General features: G+C 61.3%; 14 protein-coding genes. 10 read left to right on the plus strand and 4 right to left on the minus strand.

Going from position 1 to position 15587, the window contains the following annotated elements; genetic code table 11:
- Positions 1-190: 190 nt before the first annotated feature.
- From FKG95_RS25880 to FKG95_RS25890, 3 genes are all read left to right on the plus strand, one after another.
- A complete protein-coding gene (locus FKG95_RS25880) occupies positions 191-1024 on the plus strand; it encodes a class I SAM-dependent methyltransferase (RefSeq protein WP_142899348.1) in 834 nt (277 codons plus the stop codon).
- A 155-nt stretch (positions 1025-1179) separates the two neighbouring features.
- The gene (locus FKG95_RS25885) at positions 1180-2406 is read left to right on the plus strand and encodes an NAD(P)/FAD-dependent oxidoreductase (RefSeq protein ID WP_246116902.1); all 1227 of its coding nucleotides are present in this window, start codon (positions 1180-1182) and stop codon (positions 2404-2406) included.
- Positions 2407-2452: 46 nt separating this feature from the next.
- Positions 2453-3010, plus strand: a complete 558-nt coding sequence (locus FKG95_RS25890; protein ID WP_142899350.1) for a GNAT family N-acetyltransferase — start codon at positions 2453-2455, stop codon at positions 3008-3010.
- A gap of 5 nt (positions 3011-3015) precedes the next feature.
- On the opposite strand, the gene hpnE is transcribed toward FKG95_RS25890, so the two are convergent.
- The 4 genes from hpnE to FKG95_RS25910 all read right to left on the minus strand — a co-directional run bounded on the left by hpnE (position 3016) and on the right by FKG95_RS25910 (position 6807).
- Positions 3016-4281, minus strand: a complete 1266-nt coding sequence (gene hpnE / locus FKG95_RS25895) for a hydroxysqualene dehydroxylase HpnE (protein ID WP_142899351.1) — start codon at positions 4279-4281, stop codon at positions 3016-3018.
- Between the two features lie 3 nt (positions 4282-4284).
- Positions 4285-5157, minus strand: coding sequence for a presqualene diphosphate synthase HpnD (gene hpnD / locus FKG95_RS25900; protein ID WP_179954293.1), 873 nt, complete (start codon positions 5155-5157; stop codon positions 4285-4287).
- The gene (gene hpnC, locus FKG95_RS25905) at positions 5150-6085 is read right to left on the minus strand and encodes a squalene synthase HpnC (RefSeq protein ID WP_142899353.1); all 936 of its coding nucleotides are present in this window, start codon (positions 6083-6085) and stop codon (positions 5150-5152) included. The genes hpnD and hpnC overlap by 8 nt, the downstream gene beginning before the upstream one ends.
- A 143-nt stretch (positions 6086-6228) precedes the next feature.
- Entirely contained in the window at positions 6229-6807 is a 579-nt protein-coding gene (locus FKG95_RS25910; RefSeq protein ID WP_142899354.1) for an HD domain-containing protein, read from the minus strand.
- Between the two features lie 287 nt (positions 6808-7094).
- Here FKG95_RS25910 and FKG95_RS25915 point away from each other — a divergent pair, with 287 nt between their 5' ends.
- The 7 genes from FKG95_RS25915 to FKG95_RS25945 all read left to right on the plus strand — a co-directional run bounded on the left by FKG95_RS25915 (position 7095) and on the right by FKG95_RS25945 (position 15572).
- Complete coding sequence (locus FKG95_RS25915; RefSeq protein ID WP_142899355.1) at positions 7095-8231, plus strand: MHYT domain-containing protein; 1137 nt, start codon at positions 7095-7097, stop codon at positions 8229-8231.
- A 536-nt stretch (positions 8232-8767) separates the two neighbouring features.
- Positions 8768-9631, plus strand: a complete 864-nt coding sequence (locus FKG95_RS25920) for an FAD binding domain-containing protein (protein ID WP_142899356.1) — start codon at positions 8768-8770, stop codon at positions 9629-9631.
- A gap of 52 nt (positions 9632-9683) precedes the next feature.
- Positions 9684-10181: a (2Fe-2S)-binding protein gene (locus tag FKG95_RS25925; RefSeq protein ID WP_142899357.1), complete on the plus strand. Its 498-nt coding sequence runs from the start codon at positions 9684-9686 to the stop codon at positions 10179-10181.
- Entirely contained in the window at positions 10181-12604 is a 2424-nt protein-coding gene (locus FKG95_RS25930) for an aerobic carbon-monoxide dehydrogenase large subunit (protein WP_142899358.1), read from the plus strand. Before FKG95_RS25925 ends, FKG95_RS25930 begins: the two co-directional genes overlap by 1 nt.
- Before the next feature lie 29 nt (positions 12605-12633).
- On the plus strand, positions 12634-13515 hold the full coding sequence (locus FKG95_RS25935) for an AAA family ATPase (protein ID WP_142899359.1): 882 nt from the start codon (positions 12634-12636) through the stop codon (positions 13513-13515).
- A gap of 3 nt (positions 13516-13518) precedes the next feature.
- Positions 13519-14706 carry a vWA domain-containing protein gene (locus tag FKG95_RS25940; protein ID WP_142899360.1) on the plus strand — a complete coding sequence of 396 codons (1188 nt, stop codon included), beginning with the start codon at positions 13519-13521 and terminating at the stop codon, positions 14704-14706.
- Complete coding sequence (locus FKG95_RS25945) at positions 14706-15572, plus strand: XdhC family protein (RefSeq protein WP_142899361.1); 867 nt, start codon at positions 14706-14708, stop codon at positions 15570-15572. Before FKG95_RS25940 ends, FKG95_RS25945 begins: the two co-directional genes overlap by 1 nt.
- The last annotated feature ends 15 nt before the right edge of the window (positions 15573-15587 follow it).

Consider the following 15587-nt stretch of genomic DNA (forward strand, 5'->3'; position numbering starts at 1 on the left):
GAACTCAGCCGGTCAGATCTGACTTTGATGCACCAACGCCTGCCCTCCAAGGGAGGGGACCGTTTGCGCATGGCTTTGCAGCCAGGGCGACTGTCACCCTTGCCCTGTTTTTACCTTAGCTGATGGCTGGAAGATAGGTTACCGTACTTCCAGCAAATTACAGTGACCGTACGTACAACAGAGGCGGCGGATGATACTGGTACAGGGGTTGAAGGCCTTTTTGGCGGCGGAGTTGCCGCAAAGAACCCAGGAGGTAATTGAGGAGCGCCGCCGTAAGTTGAGGGCACGGCGATTTTCATCGCAAAACGAGGGTGATGCCTACCGCTGTATTTTTTGCGATCACAGCTACGCGCGCTTCATGAAGGCTGGATTGGACTATCCGGTCATCAAGGAGAAGAAGATCGTCGCCGGTGGCTTGCGCGACAACGTGGTCTGTCCTGCGTGCGGTTCCATGGACCGGGAGCGCCTTGCGCGGCTCGTGCTGACGGAACAGATGGGGTTGCGTCCGCATCATGACACATTGCATGTCGCGCCCGAGCCGATGCTTTACGAGTATCTTTCCAAGACGGTCACCGGCCGCCTGGTCGCCTGTGATCTCTTCCCTGACGACCGTCCCGGCGTGCCCAATATCATCAAGCAGGATCTGACCAAACTCGAGTTTGACGACGGCAGTTTCGACATCGTGATTTGTAATCACGTGATGGAGCACATCCCTGCCGATGTCGTCGCGATGACTGAAATCAAGCGGGTTTTGAGGCCCGGGGGCAAGGCCTTGCTGCAGGTTCCCTATTCAGAGGTGATCGAGACGACCGAAGAGGATTTGTCCGTGATCACCAATGCCGAGCGTATTGCCCGCTACGGTCAGTCCGATCATGTCAGACTCTACGAGAAGCAGGACTACGTCCGGCGTTTGAAAGAGGCTGGCTTCGATGTTCAGATGCTGGAACTTGACGCTCTTAAGACCTACCGGCGCTATGCCGTGAATCCAGAGGAGTGTGCCTTCGTCGCGCGAAAGCCGGAATAGTTTGCGAGACCGAGGATTCCTAAATTAGGATGGCTGTGAGGCGATATTTACAGCAAAACCAGTTGATTTGAGTGCCCTTTAAATCCGAATCACCATCAGCGTACATCGATAGCTACTACGCGCGGACAATTGCGCCGCACACTGCGCGCCCGCCGTTGCGAAGTGACACCGAAACCGATGTCTGTGTGATCGGCGGCGGCCTTGCCGGGCTATCTACAGCGCTGGGTTTGGCAGAACGTGACGTCAAGGTTGTTCTGATCGAGGCCAGACGGGTTGGCTGGGGCGCATCGGGGCGCAACGGCGGCTTTGTATCCGCGGGGTTCTCCCTCTCGCCAAGGCAAATCGTGAAGGACCTCGGGCGCGAGCAGGCGCGGGAGGTTTACGATCTCAGCCGCGATGCTGTGGCCCTGATCCGGCGGCGTATCAAAGACCTTGAGCTGCCCGGTGTACCGGTGGTCGATGGCCGCATGAAAGTGTTGCGCTATCATGATCCCGAGCAGTTGGCCCGGGACTGTGATTTCATGGCCGAGGTTCTCGCGATCGAGTCCGAGGTCTGGCCGCGCGAGCGGCTGCGCGAGGTGCTGCTGAGCGAACGCTATCACGGCGCGCTCTACATCCCTTCCGGGTTTCACTTTCATCCCCTGAATTATGCCCTGGGAATTGCGCAGGCCGCGGAGACCGCAGGCGTAAAGATATACGAGGACACACCGGCGGTCTGGCTGAATCTGGAAAGTCCGCAAAAACGAATTGAGACGCCGTCCGGCGCCGTCCTTGCAAGAGAGATCGTGATTGCCTGTGGCGGCTACATCGCTGGTTTGCAGCCTTTGCTCTCGGGTGCCACGCTGCCGGTCGCGACCTATGTCATGACGACCGAGCCGCTCGGCGCCCGGCTGAAAGAAGCGATCCGGGTTCCCTACGCGATCTCCGACACCCGGCTGGCGGGCAACTATTTTCGGGCGCTGAGCGATGGACGGATTCTCTGGGGAGGCGACATCACGGCCCGCACCCGCGAACCCGGGCAACTTGCGAAGAAGATGATCGATGATCTGCTGTCGGTGTTTCCGCAGCTCGCCGGGGTACGCGCCGAGGATGCCTGGATGGGCCTGATGGGCTACCCGATACACAAGATGCCGCAGCTGGGCAGGCATGCGCCCGGTGTCTGGCACTGCATGGGATATGGCGGCCACGGTATGGCGGCGACCACCATGGGCGGCGAGCTGATTGCCGCCGCCATTGCAGAGCGCGATGACCGCTATCGCCTCTTTTCGCGCTACGGTCTGCAATGGACCGGCGGCCGGGTCATAGGAGCGGTCGCGGCGCAGATGACCTACTGGTATTATCAATGGCTGGACCGTTTGCAGGAAGCCCGCTCGCACGGGTAGATGCTCTGCGCCAACAAGGCGGAAAATTTTACAGGCAGAAACCGACGTGAACCCAAGACCTCAGTCCTCAGCCTCAATCCCTGTTGTCGAGACGAACCGCTTGCTTCTGCGCGGTTTCGAGCTCGGTGATTTCGATGACCACGCAGCGCTTTGGGCGGATCCTGATGTGGTCCGCCACATCAGCGGGAAGGTTTCCTCGCGGGAGGAGTCCTGGAACCGGTTTTTGCGTACCTGCGGACACTGGAGTTTTATGGGGTTTGGGTATTGGGCGCTGATCGAAAAAGAAACCGGCCGCTTCGCGGGCCAGGTCGGGTTGGGCGACTTCAAGCGCGATATCGAACCTTCCATCGAGGGCACGCCCGAGATGGGTTGGGTGCTGGCGACCTGGTGCCATGGCCGGGGCTATGCGACCGAAGCTGTACAAGCAGCCTTACGCTGGGTCGAGACGCATTTCGGTCCGGATTGCAGGACGGTCTGCCTCATCGATCCGGAAAACCCTGCGTCGATCCGTGTCGCGGAAAAATGCGGCTATCGGGAGTATTTCCGCACAAGCTATCACGGCGGTCCTACGATCCTGTTGGAGCGTTGCTCTGCGCGTTCTTAACCGGGTCAGAACCCGCTGGCGAGCGCAGCAGCGTTGTTTCCGGAACGGATCGCGCTCTCGATCGTGGCCGGGTAGCCGGTATCGGTCCAGTCGCCGGCCAGTAGAAGATTGCGCCATGCGGTTCTTGCACCCGGGCGCAGCTTCAAGGCGGCCGGTGTCTGGGCGAAGGTGGCGCGGCGTTCCTTTACGACGCGAGCCTCATATTCGCAGTTCGGGTCTAATCCGAGCGCCTGCGCGGTCTCCGACCAGGCCACACGCGCAATCTCCTCGGCGGGCTGCCCGGCGAGCCTGTCTGCTGCACTGACCGTCAGACTGGCGATATCGTCGCGCAGGAACACCCAGTCGAAGCTTCCACCGACCATCCCCAGAAAGGGCAGGTTCTCCGGCAGCGGTGGCGGTGTGTCGGGGGCTAGCGCGAGCCGAAGGTGAACATTTACGATGGATCGGCTGTCGTCCGGCGCCTTGAGCCCGGGCAGAATCTGTGCGGCGTTCCCCGGCGGCAGGGCGATGACCACGGCATCCGACTCACCGAGTTCGACCCTTCCGCCTCCAAACTCCAATGCCGAAACCCGATCACCCTCGAAGTCCAGGCTGCGGAGCCGGTGGTTGAAGAGGATCTGGTTGGGGGCGGATTGAACGATCTCCAATGCCGGGTCGAGGAAACTGTCGCTGAGACCCTTTTTCGGCACCAGCGGCACACAGGCCTTGCCCCCTCTGGCGAAGGTTTCGCGGATTGTGCGCCAGAGCAGTTGGGCCGAGGCCTCTTCCGGAGGTGTGTTCAAAGCCGAAGTGCAGAAGGGCTGCCAGAAGCGATGCCAGAGGAGATCACGCTTCGGCAGGCATTCGGCAACAGTCTCGTCGCTGCGCGCCGCCGCGATGCGCAAGATCGACAGATAATCCAGTGGGTTCGTGCCCGAAACCCGATGCCGGTTCTGGAAAACCCACCAGGGAAGCGGACTGATGCCGGGAGAGACCGTCCAGCGGTCACCGCTGGCCAGATCGACGAAAGGGAAGCTGGCGCGCGCTGGACTGACAAAGCGGTCCCGCGCGCGAATTTCGCGCAGATAGTCCAGAGCTGCATAGTTGGCAGAAAGCAGAAGGTGATTGCCGTTGTCGACTTGCCGCTTCAGCTTGCTGTCCCAATAAGACCGGCAACGTCCGCCCGCCTGCGCCGCCGCGTCGTAGAGGATGACCGGAACACCCGTACGGGTCAGGCGCAGCGCGCAGGCAAGACCGGAGAGGCCGGCACCGACGATGTGGACCTGCTTCAAGACTTAGATCAACCCATAGCGGAGCACCAGCCAGAGCTTTTCCGCGCGCCGGAGCGTGATCCTGTTTTCGTCGTGCGGCCAGCCGGTCTCTTTCACACGCTCGAGCAAGCGGCCGTAGACCTCCAGCATCAGCCGCGCCGGGCGGAGCGATGAACCCGCAGACTGCGCGATGAGTTCTCGCGCGCGCGAAAAAAGCCTGTCTGCTTCTGCGCAGAGTGCCGCATGAACGCGGGTGAAGTTTGGATGCTTGAGGACGGTCAGGGGGTCTGTATCCTCAATGCCCTCTTGTTTGAGCAGATCCCTCGGGACGTAGAGGCGCCCGCGCGCGGCGTCTTCCCACAGATCGCGCAGGATGTTTGTGATCTGCAAGGCTTCGCCTTGAACGACGGCAAGTTCTTCCGCTGCAGGGCCTCTGGCACCGAAGGCGTGAATTGAGAGCAGTCCGACGGCCCCGGCGACGCGGCGGCAATAGAGTGTGAAGTCTTCCCGCACCGGCGCACGGATAGAAGCCCGTGCGTCCATCTCCATGCCGTCGATCACGGCTAAAAATTCGGCTTTGGGCAAGTTGAAGCTGTCTTTGGCCGGCTGGAGCGCCTGCATGATCGGATGTTTCGGCGTTCCGGCAAAAAGCTGCTCGACCTCCTCGCGCCACGCCTCGAGTTTTGCATGTTTTTGTGCTTCTGTTTCCGGTCCGTCGGCAATGTCGTCCACACAGCGGCAAAAGGCGTAAATTCCATACATCGCGTGCCGGCGCGACGGCGGCAGGAGACGCATGGCCCAAATGAAAGACGAGCCCGCTTTCTCCACTATCTTGCGGACATAGGTTTCCGGCGTATCGCGGGTTATGGCCTGCTGCAGTTCGAGACTCTCAGCCATGGGGGCCCGTTGCTTTTCCATTGCGGTTCACGCCGCGTGTGAAGAGGCGGCTGGCCAGGACACTCAGAACACCACGCAGACCGCAGTCGAGGAAGTCGAGTTTTCGAAGAGACACCTTCTTCGCCAGGAGGTCGTGTTTGCGGAGCCGGGCCGACAGTCGCCGCGCCAGTCTCAGAATGACTGCCGATTCCATGGCGAGGCCACGGTTGGACAGGCGTAACGGCAGATCCTCAGCTCTTTGAAGCAGCACATCGACCTCATCCAGGTTTCGGTCGATGATCCGGCGCATCGAGACCGGCATTTGCCCTGCGGTGAGGATATCTTCGGTCAATCCTTCTGCCAGCAGCCAATCCATGGGCAGGTAGACGCGATTGAGCCGCTCATAGTCCTCGGCACAGTCCTGCAGATGGTTGAGGACCTGAAGAGCGCTGCAGAGAGCATCGGATGCCGGGTACGCGTCGGGCGACTCGCCGTGAAGATCGAGGAGGTAGCGGCCGACCGGGTTGGCCGAGAGCCGGCAATACGCCATCAGATCATCCCAGGACTCGCGGCGTGACTTTCGGGCATCCTGCATGAAGGCGTAGAGGAGATCGAGACAACGCTCGGGTGCAATTTCCGTTGCGGTCAGGCTCCTCCGCATTTCCGCAACCACATCCGCGTTCTGGTCGCCGCCACGGATCAGGCTTTCTTCAAAAGTAGAGAGCTGTGCCATCTTGTCCGCGGGCGTCAGATCGGGGTTGTCGGCGATATCATCGGAGGCCCGGGCAAAGCGATAGTAGGCCATGATATGGGGCCGCAACCGCGCCTCGATCAGCCAGGAACCGACTGGAAAATTCTCATCCCGTGCTGTCTTGCCGGGCGCGCGCGCGATCACTGGCGGATCGGCAAGACGAGCCTCGGCATGCGGCGTTCTGATCGGCTGTGGCATGGGACTATGCGGCACGATGCATCTTCGTCTTCTGAGTTACGGCGGGTTGCGAGTTGCGGGTTGCGACGCGAGGGAATTTCGCGATTGTAACCGGGTGGTATGGCAGGACGCAAACCCAGTGTTTCCCGGGATTCCCGGGCCAACTATTCACTAAGTTCCGCGAAGCGGGCGAGAAAGGCGTTCCTGGCCTGATCCGGCTGGACCGGTGTCAGCCGGATCTCCTCGCCCTCAACCTGTTTTCCAAAGAGCCGTTTGGCCTCGCTCGGCGAAAAACCGGCAAGTTGGGTCGCTTCCAGATAGGCCGCGGTCCGATCTGCCTGCTTGATGGCGCGCGCCAGTTCGCGCGGCGTAACAGGCGGGAGGGCGAACCGCAGATGGATGGCGGCCAGCAAGCGGTTCTCGAGCGCTTTATAGTCTGGTCCGATAGCGGATTTGAAAGGCGTGATCATATCACCGACCACATACTCGGGCGCATCATGCAAAAGCGCCGCAAGTAGCCATTTTGATGGCGTATCAGGCTTCAGCCGCCGGACAAGCTCTTCAACCAGAAGTGAATGCTGGGCGACGCTGAAGGCCCAGTCGCCGGAGGTCTGTCCGTTCCAGCGTGCGACACGCGACAAACCCTGGGCAATATCCTCGATCTCGACATCCAACGGTGAAGGGTCAAGCAGGTTGAGGCGGCGTCCGCTCAGCATGCGTTGCCAGGCTCTGGGCGCAGGCATTTTACAAGGCTCCCGCTCTCTCGGGTTTCGGATAAAAAGTCGGATGCTGTCCTGTCCGACTTCAGCCCGGCTCCTGCCCGGCTCGGATTTTCGCAGCGCTCTCTTATGCTGGCGGGACCACTTTGCCGTCAATCGGGATTTGTTTCAGGATTCCGCTCAAGGGTGGTAATCTACAGAAAAAGCGGCCTTTGGCTCATGGTGGGGGAGAGCCTTGCTGGCTGCGAGGTGGTGCAGGGAGGTGAAATGGCGGCTTGCCCTTCGCAAATCAGTGTCCTGGGTGACATTTGATGCTGGTTCAGTATGACCCGGCTCTAATTGCCCTTTCTCTCGCTGTGGCCATTATCGGGTCCTACGCAGGGCTGCACATGGTCGAACGCATGGTGCTGTTGTCGGGAGCCGTCCGTAAATCGATTCTCGCGGCGTCCGCGGTCGCGATCGGGGTCAGCATCTGGTCGATGCATTTCATTGGCATGCTGGCATTGCAGCTGCCGATTTCGATCAACTACGATATTCTGACCACTTTGATATCGGCCCTCGTTTCGATCCTGATGACAGGGGTGGGCCTGGCGCTGGTCAGTTACGGCCGGGTGACGCCCCTTAAGCTCGCGGCCGCCGGTATTGCCATGGGCGGCGGTATCTCGACCATGCACTACGTCGGAATGTCAGCGGTCCGCGCCAATTGTACCATTGCCTACACGCCATGGCTTGTGATTGCTTCCGTTCTGATCGGGGTGCTGGCATCGACGCTCGCGCTTTATCTGGCATCACGGGACAAGAAGCGCTGGCAGGTCGTTTGTGCGGCGGTTGTCATGGGGCTGGCGATGGCGGGGATGCACTATGTCGCCATGGGCGCCGCGACCTTCGTGCCGGTGACTTTTCTGATCTCAGTGGCCGAGCCCATACTGGATCCCTCGACACTCGCGATCATCGTGGCGCTGACAACCTTTTTTATTCTGGGCTTCGCGATCCTCTCCGTGCTGCCCGATGGCCAGAGCCAGGGGCTCTCCACGCAAACCGCAGGCAAGGCCATGGCTTCAGTGGGGTTGGAGCTTCCGGCTGCAGCTCTTCAGGAAGCCTCAACTTCGATAAGCTCCGGGGTCAAGATCCCCGTCGACAGCAACAACAAAACTCTGTTTCTCGAGGCCGAGGAGGTTGTTGCGGTTCAGGCCGACGGCCGCTACACCCAGGTCTTTACGACGGAACAGAGTTTCTTTTGCGCCTTCTCGATTTCGGAACTGGAATCGCTTCTGGACCCGGAGAAGTTTCTGCGGGTCCACCGAAGCCACATCGTAAAACTTGAGGCGATCGAATCCTTCGAGCGGAAAAACGAAAAGGGTGCCGTCATGCTGCGCAGCATGGCGCATCGTGTTGTACCGGTCAGCCGGGGAAACGTGACTCTGCTGCAAGCCGTGCTCCCTCACTAAGTGTCTGGCGTTCGTACGTGTGGGGCGGAGAGCTGAAACCAGGTCTCGGCCATGCGACTTGCTCTACTCTCTTTTTTATAAGCTTCCGATGTGTACGTCCGCGTTTGTACGTTCAAAGCTCTTGGATGATAGTACTATTCCTCAGCGCGCTGTACGTTCGAGCCCTTGCCATTGGTGTGTACGAAACGCATTTCATTAAAAAATAGGCGATTTTCGTGCCCGGGCACTAGCGGAGGGATGCAGCCTGTGGGTGAATCTGGCCAACGTGCACGCAACGAGGGTCCGGCGAGAGTCCCAACCGTGCCGGGAGGAAAACTTCGGTCAGTGCGATCGGCTCCGATGATGAGGCGTGTGCATTTGTTCCGAAAATCATAAAAGCGGCCTTTTCAGCGAAGGGTGATGTTCGCAGGCGATGCAGCACCAGGATCTGATCTGGTTCAACTCCCGGCGACTTGACGGAGCAGGCTTCTCGATCTGACGCTCACCATTGGCGTGCCACCGCTTTCTAGGGAGCCACAGCTCATGAGGAGACTGGCATGATACCGGGCGATTTCGAGTATTACCGACCCAACTCACTGGACGAGGCCGTTAACCTGCTTGCAACGCACGGCGATGATGCGCGTGTTCTCGCGGGCGGGCACAGCTTGATACCCATGATGAAGCTGCGTCTCGCGGCACCGGAGCACCTGGTCGATTTGAGCAATATCGCGAGTCTGACCGGTGTTTCGGAGGAGGGCGGCAACATCTCGATCGGTGCCATGACGACGCAAACCGAGATGATCGCCTCGAAGGTTTTATCCGAAAGCTGCCCGATCATCCGCGAGACCGCGCTGCTGATCGCCGATCCCCAGGTGCGCTATTGCGGAACGCTGGGCGGCAATGTCGCCAATGGAGATCCCGGCAACGACATGCCTGCTCTGATGCAGTGCCTGGGCGCGGCCTACATCCTACAAGGCCCCGACGGCTCTCGAGAGGTCGAGGCGCGCAACTTCTACGAAGCCGCCTATTTCACCGAGATGAACGAGGGCGAAATTTTGACCGGCGTCCGCTTCCCCAAGCCCCCGGCCGGTCACGGCTATGCCTACAAAAAGCTGAAGCGGAAAGTCGGCGACTATGCAACGGCCGCGGCCGCAGTGATCCTGTCGATGAAGGACGGCAACTGCGTCTCAGCCTCCATCGCGCTGACCAATGTCGCCGATACGCCCCTCTACGCGTCGGCTGCAGCTGATGCGCTCGTGGGAACAACCATCGATGCAACAGCGGTCGATCAGGCCGTCGCGCTTGCGGAAGGCATCACCGAGCCGGCGTCCGATGGCCGGGGGCCGGCCGAGTACCGCACCAAGATGGCGGGCGTGATGGTGCGCCGGGCGATTCAGGAAGCCAGGGAGCGGGCGCAATGAGAAAGACACCAGAGAACCGGGACTGTGACATTGCGATCGGGAGAACGGAAACATGAGTAAGCAGCAAGTCAAAATGACCGTGAACGGGACCGAGGTTTCCGGTGAGGTCGAGGGGCGCACGCTTCTCATCCATTTCCTGCGGGAGAACCTTGGGCTGACCGGTCCGCATATCGGTTGCGAAACCAGCCATTGCGGCGCCTGCACGGTGGACCTCGACGGCCGCTCGGTAAAATCCTGCACGATGTTCGCGGTTCAGGCCCAGGATTCCGATATCACCACGGTCGAAGGCATGGCCGCCGCCGATGGAACCCTCCACGCGATCCAGGAGGGTTTCATGCAGGAGCACGGACTGCAGTGCGGGTTCTGTACGCCGGGCATGATCATGCGCACACACCGTCTGCTCCAGGAAAACCCCAACCCGACCGATGAGGAAATCCGCTGGGGCATCTCAGGCAACCTCTGCCGCTGCACCGGCTACCAGAATATCGTCAAGGCCGTGCGTTACGCGGCCAAGAAGCTGAACGAGACCACGCGGGAGGCGGCTGAATAATGAGTGATGCAGCAACAATGACACTGGAAGAGCGTGAAGCGACTCTCGGCGGTGTCGGCACGGCCCGCAAGCGCAAGGAAGACGTCCGCTTTATCCAGGGTGCCGGAAACTACGTCGACGACGTAAAGCTGCCGGGCATGGTGTTCGGAGACTTTGTGCGCAGTCCTTACGCCCACGCCCGCATCAAGTCGATCAATGCCGAGGCGGCGCTGGCGGTGCCGGGCGTGAAGGCGGTCCTGACCGCGGCGGATCTGAAACCCCTGAACCTGCATTACATGCCGACCCTGGCGGGCGACGTTCAGGCCGTTCTGGCGGAAGAGAAGGTGCTGTTCCAGAACCAGGAAGTCGCTTTCGTCATCGCCGAGGACCGCTATATCGCGTCCGATGCGGCGGAGCTGGTCGAAGTGGACTACGAGGAACTGCCGCCCATCGTCGATGCTTTCAAGGCCATGGACGAGGGGGCGATCTGCCTGCGCGAGGACATTCAGGGCAAGACCGAAGGCGCCCATGGCGCGCGACGGCACGACAACCACATCTTCACCTGGGAGATCGGCGATAAAGAGGGCGCGGACAAGGCTCTCGCGGACGGCGAGGTCACGGTCAAGGAACTGGTCACCTATCAGCGGGTCCATCCTTCGCCGCTGGAGACCTGTGCGTCGATTGCTTCCATGGACAAGATCAAGGGCGAACTGACGCTCTACGGCACCTTCCAGGCGCCGCATGTGGTGCGCACGGTCGCTTCTCTTCTGTCGGGCATTCCCGAGCACAAGATCCGTGTCATCGCGCCGGATATCGGCGGCGGCTTTGGCAACAAGGTTGGGGTTTATCCCGGCTATGTCTGCTCCATCGTGGCCTCGATCGTTCTGGGCGTTCCGGTGAAGTGGGTCGAGGACCGGATTGAAAACCTCTCGTCGACCGCCTTTGCCCGCGACTACCACATGACCGGCGAACTGGCGGCGACGAAAGACGGCAAGATCACCGGCCTGAAGTGCCACGTCCTGGCCGATCACGGCGCCTTCGACGCCTGTGCCGATCCCACCAAGTGGCCGGCGGGTTTCTTCAATATCTGCACCGGGTCTTATGACATTCCGGTGGCCCATGTCTCGGTCGATGGCGTTTACACCAACAAGGCGCCGGGGGGCGTGGCCTACCGCTGTTCTTTCCGGGTGACCGAAGCGGCTTACATGATCGAACGCATGATGGATGTGCTGGCACAGAAGCTGGAGATGGATCCGGCGGAACTGCGCCTGAAGAACTTCGTTCAGCCGGCGCAGTTCCCCTACAACTCGGCGCTTGGCTGGGAGTACGACAGCGGCGATTATCCCACCGCCATGAACCAGATGATGCAGGCGGTGGACTATGCCGGCCTGCGCCGCGAGCAGGCGGAACAGCGCGAGAAGGTGGCTCGGGGCGACAGCCGCACGCTGATGGGCATTGGGGTTTCTTTCTTCACCGAGATCGTTGGCGCGGGTCCGAGCCGCAACTGCGATATCCTCGGCGTGGCCATGTTCGATTCCTGCGAGATCAGGGTGCATCCGACCGGCAGCGCCATCGCCCGCCTGGGGACCAAGTCTCAGGGGCAGGCGCACGAAACCACCTATGCGCAGATCCTGGCGACCGAGATCGGAATCCCGTCCGAGGACATCGGGATCGAAGAGGGCGACACCGATACCGCGCCTTACGGTCTGGGGACCTACGGCTCGCGTTCGACCCCGGTGGCGGGTGCCGCCGCCGCGCGGGTGGGCCGGAAAATCCGGGCCAAGGCACAGAAGATCGCGGCGCATCTGCTCGAGGTCGCGGAAGGCGATCTGGAGTGGGAGATTGACCGCTTCAAGGTCAAGGGCCTGCCAGAGAAGGAGGCGACCATGAAGGAGATCGCCTGGGCCGCCTACAACAACCTTCCCGAGGGCATGGAGCCGGGACTGGAAGCGGTCGACTACTACGATCCGCCCAACATGACCTATCCTTTCGGCGCCTATCTTTGTGTTGCGGATATCGATGTGGATACCGGCGAAACTTCCATCCGGCGCTTCTATGCCCTCGACGATTGCGGCACGCGGATCAATCCCATGGTGATCGAAGGGCAGGTCCACGGCGGCCTGACCGAAGCCTTCGGCATCGCCATGGGGCAGGAGATCGCCTACGACGAATTGGGCAACGTTCAGGGCGCGAGCCTGATGGACTACTTCCTGCCGACGGCGGTCGAGACCCCGGTTTGGGAAACCGACTTTACCGTGACCCCAAGCCCGCATCATCCGATCGGCGCGAAGGGTGTCGGCGAGAGCCCGAACGTCGGTGGTGTGCCCGCCTTCTCCAACGCCGTGATTGATGCCTTCTCGCATCTGGGTGTGAAGCATATGCCGATGCCGCATACGGCCTGGCGGGTGTGGCAACAGTGCCATGAGCTCGGTCTCACCAAGTAAAGGGAAGCGTTGAGGCTAGGGAGGCGGCGATGAAAAAGGAGCGCGAAAACATCCTGCGGCAATTTGCTGAGACAGGTTATGTCGCCGATCCCCAGCTCGCCATGGCGGTGCTCATGATGCAGCGGCTGCAGCGTCCGCTGCTGCTGGAAGGCGACGCCGGTGTCGGAAAGACCGAGGTCGGTAAGGGTCTTGCGCGTATTCTGGATACCCGCCTGATCCGCCTGCAGTGCTACGAGGGCCTGGATGCCAACGCCGCAATCTATGAATGGAACTATCAGCGCCAGTTGCTTGCTATCAAGATCTGGGAGCAGGAGGAGGCCAGTACCACGGAGAAGGAAGAGCACATCTTCCAGAAGGACTTTCTGCTGCAACGGCCTTTGCTGGAGGCGATCAGTCAAGAGACGGCGCCGGTCCTGCTGATCGACGAGATCGACCGGGCGGACGAGGAATTCGAGGCCTTCCTGCTTGAAGTCCTCTCCGACTTCCAGATTTCGATCCCCGAGTTGGGGACCATCGAGGCGAAGTCGATTCCCTATGTTGTCCTGACCTCCAACGGCACGCGCGAGCTCTCCGACGCCCTGCGGCGGCGCTGCCTCTATCACTACGTGGAGTATCCCGACGAAGGGAAGGAAGTGCGCATTCTGCAGGCCCGCATGCCCGGTATCGATCTGCGGCTGGCCGGGCAGGTGGTGCGTTTCGTTCAAGCGATCCGCAAGGAAGATATCGACAAGAAACCCGGCGTGGCCGAGACGCTGGACTGGGCGGCGGCGCTGGTGGGACTGGAAGTCGATGACCTTCGCGCCGATTCTGAAGTTGTGCATGAGAGTCTGCTCTGTCTGCTGAAGACCGATCATGACCGGCGGGCGATCTCCGGTGAGGTCACCGAGCGCATTGTCGGCAAAGTGGCCTGAGCCATGCCCGCAGCTCAAACCTCGAGCACTTTGCCCATGCCGCCCGGACCGCTGGTCCGCATGGTGGGCTTTTTGCGCAGGCTTCGCGATAATGGCTTCGCTGTCGGCACCGCGGAAATGCGCGATGCGGCGAAGTTCCTGGACGAGGGCGATATGCCTGCGATGGACGAACTGCGCCAGGGTACGCGTGCGCTGCTTTGTACGACGCCGGAGGACTGGACGCGGTTCGACGAGATTTTCGATGCTTATTGGTTCCGCTTCGGCGTCAAGCGCGTGGTTGCGGTCAGTGGGACCGGCCAGCAGGGACTGCGCCGCCTGCCGGGCAGCGGGCCAAAGGCTAAACCCAGCGTGCTGGCGGCGGCAGTCGAGCGGACAGCCGGGAAAAGCGGTAGCAGCCCCGGGCAGCCGGGCAGCCGGCAAGGAGGCGCCAGCCAGGCGGAGTCTCTCGAGAAAGCCGATTTGCGGCAGATCAACGATCCCAACGAGCTGGCGCGGGTTCACGCTCTTACCGCGCGTCTCGCCGAGCGCATGCGCAGCCGTCTTTCGCGGCGGGAGCGGGAGCGGCGCAAAGGCAGGCGGATCGATCTGCGCAGAACCATTCACCGGAACATTGCGCACGGCGGCACGCCGATCGAACTCTTCAAGCGGCAGCGCCGGGACAAGCCGCTGCGGCTCGTGGTCTTGTTGGATGTGTCGGGATCCATGAACCACTACAGCCTCTTTTTCCTGCGCTTTATTCTGGGTGTCCTGGACAATTTCCGGCAGGCGGAGGCCTTCGTCTTCCACACCCGTCTGGTGCAAATCTCGGAGACTCTGAAGGAACGCAACGCGGAGAGAGCGCTGGAACGCATGACCCTGATCTCCCAGGGATGGAGCGGCGGGACCAAGATCGGCGAGAGCCTGGAGGCCTTTAATCGCCAGCACGCGGCGCGTGTTCTGAACTCGCGCAGTGTCGTGATGCTGGTCAGCGATGGTTACGACACCGGCGATCCGGAGAAGCTGGGGGAGTCCCTGGCAAAACTGCGCAGGCGCTGCAAGCGCATCGTCTGGCTCAATCCCATGATCGGCTGGTCCGGCTATGAACCGGTGGCCGGCGGCATGGCGGCGGCCTTGCCGCACATCGATCTCTTTGCACCGGCCCATAACCTGGAGAGCCTGGCGGCCCTCGAACCCTATCTGGCGAAACTGTGATGACGAGTCCCGCAGGCAAAAAAGACATCATCGATGAGATGGCCCGGCTGCGCGCCAGCGGTGAGGCTTTCGCGCTTGCCACAGTGGTGCGGACCCAGGATGCCACGTCCGCCAAGGCGGGCGCCAAGGCGATTGTGCGCCGCGGCGGCGAGATCGTCGGCTGGATCGGCTCGGGCTGCGTCCAGGGCGCGGTGCGCAAGACCGCAAAGGAAGTCCTGAGCGGCGCCGACGCGCGTCTCATCCGGGTGCGTCCCAAAGAACAGGTGGCTGCACCGGTCGATGTGGACGGTGTCGAACTCTATAAGAGCGCCTGTCCCAGCGGCGGGACAGTTGAGATCTTTATCGAGGCCATGCTGCCGCGTCCGCAGCTCGTTGTGTTAGGTCTGTCGCCGGTCGGCGTCGCGGTGGCGGAACTGGGGCGGCGGCTCGGCTACAGTCTTGTCGTCGTCGCGCCCGAAGAAATGCAGGCACGCTGTGCCGACGCGGATGTCCGGGTTACGGAATATGCGCTGGAAGACCTGACCCGCCCGGAACAGTCTTTCATTGTGGTGGCGACCCAGGGGCGGCGGGACCGGGAGGCGCTAGCGGCGGCGTTGCGTTCGGCGGTTCCCTATGTCGCCTTTATCGGAAGCCGGAAGAAAGCGCAGGTGCTGACCGCCCAGATGATCGAGCAGGGGCTGGAGGAGACTCTTGCCCGGCGGTTGAAGGCGCCTGCGGGTCTCAATATCGGGGCCATCGGGCATGAGGAAATCGCGCTTTCAATCCTGGCGGAAATCACCGAACTGCGTCGCCGCGGGGTCGGTATCGCTGTTGATGAGGAAGGCCCGGCCGCTCAAGCCTGCGGGCCGGAAAGCCAGGAGAAGTAACGGCCCGCCTGGCGG

This window comes from Denitrobaculum tricleocarpae (assembly GCF_007004665.1).
GTDB lineage: Bacteria > Pseudomonadota > Alphaproteobacteria > Kiloniellales > Kiloniellaceae > Denitrobaculum > Denitrobaculum tricleocarpae.

Coding starts and splice junctions, on each gene's coding strand:
- FKG95_RS25880 (WP_142899348.1), top strand. CDS start 191: ATGATACTGGTACAGGGGTTGAAGGCCTTTTTGGCGGCGGAGTTGCCG.
- hpnD (WP_179954293.1), bottom strand. CDS start 5,157: ATGGCTGAGAGTCTCGAACTGCAGCAGGCCATAACCCGCGATACGCCG.
- hpnC (WP_142899353.1), bottom strand. CDS start 6,085: ATGCCACAGCCGATCAGAACGCCGCATGCCGAGGCTCGTCTTGCCGAT.
- FKG95_RS25910 (WP_142899354.1), bottom strand. CDS start 6,807: ATGCCTGCGCCCAGAGCCTGGCAACGCATGCTGAGCGGACGCCGCCTC.
- FKG95_RS25915 (WP_142899355.1), top strand. CDS start 7,095: ATGCTGGTTCAGTATGACCCGGCTCTAATTGCCCTTTCTCTCGCTGTG.
- FKG95_RS25920 (WP_142899356.1), top strand. CDS start 8,768: ATGATACCGGGCGATTTCGAGTATTACCGACCCAACTCACTGGACGAG.
- FKG95_RS25925 (WP_142899357.1), top strand. CDS start 9,684: ATGAGTAAGCAGCAAGTCAAAATGACCGTGAACGGGACCGAGGTTTCC.
- FKG95_RS25930 (WP_142899358.1), top strand. CDS start 10,181: ATGAGTGATGCAGCAACAATGACACTGGAAGAGCGTGAAGCGACTCTC.
- FKG95_RS25935 (WP_142899359.1), top strand. CDS start 12,634: ATGAAAAAGGAGCGCGAAAACATCCTGCGGCAATTTGCTGAGACAGGT.
- FKG95_RS25940 (WP_142899360.1), top strand. CDS start 13,519: ATGCCCGCAGCTCAAACCTCGAGCACTTTGCCCATGCCGCCCGGACCG.
- FKG95_RS25945 (WP_142899361.1), top strand. CDS start 14,706: ATGACGAGTCCCGCAGGCAAAAAAGACATCATCGATGAGATGGCCCGG.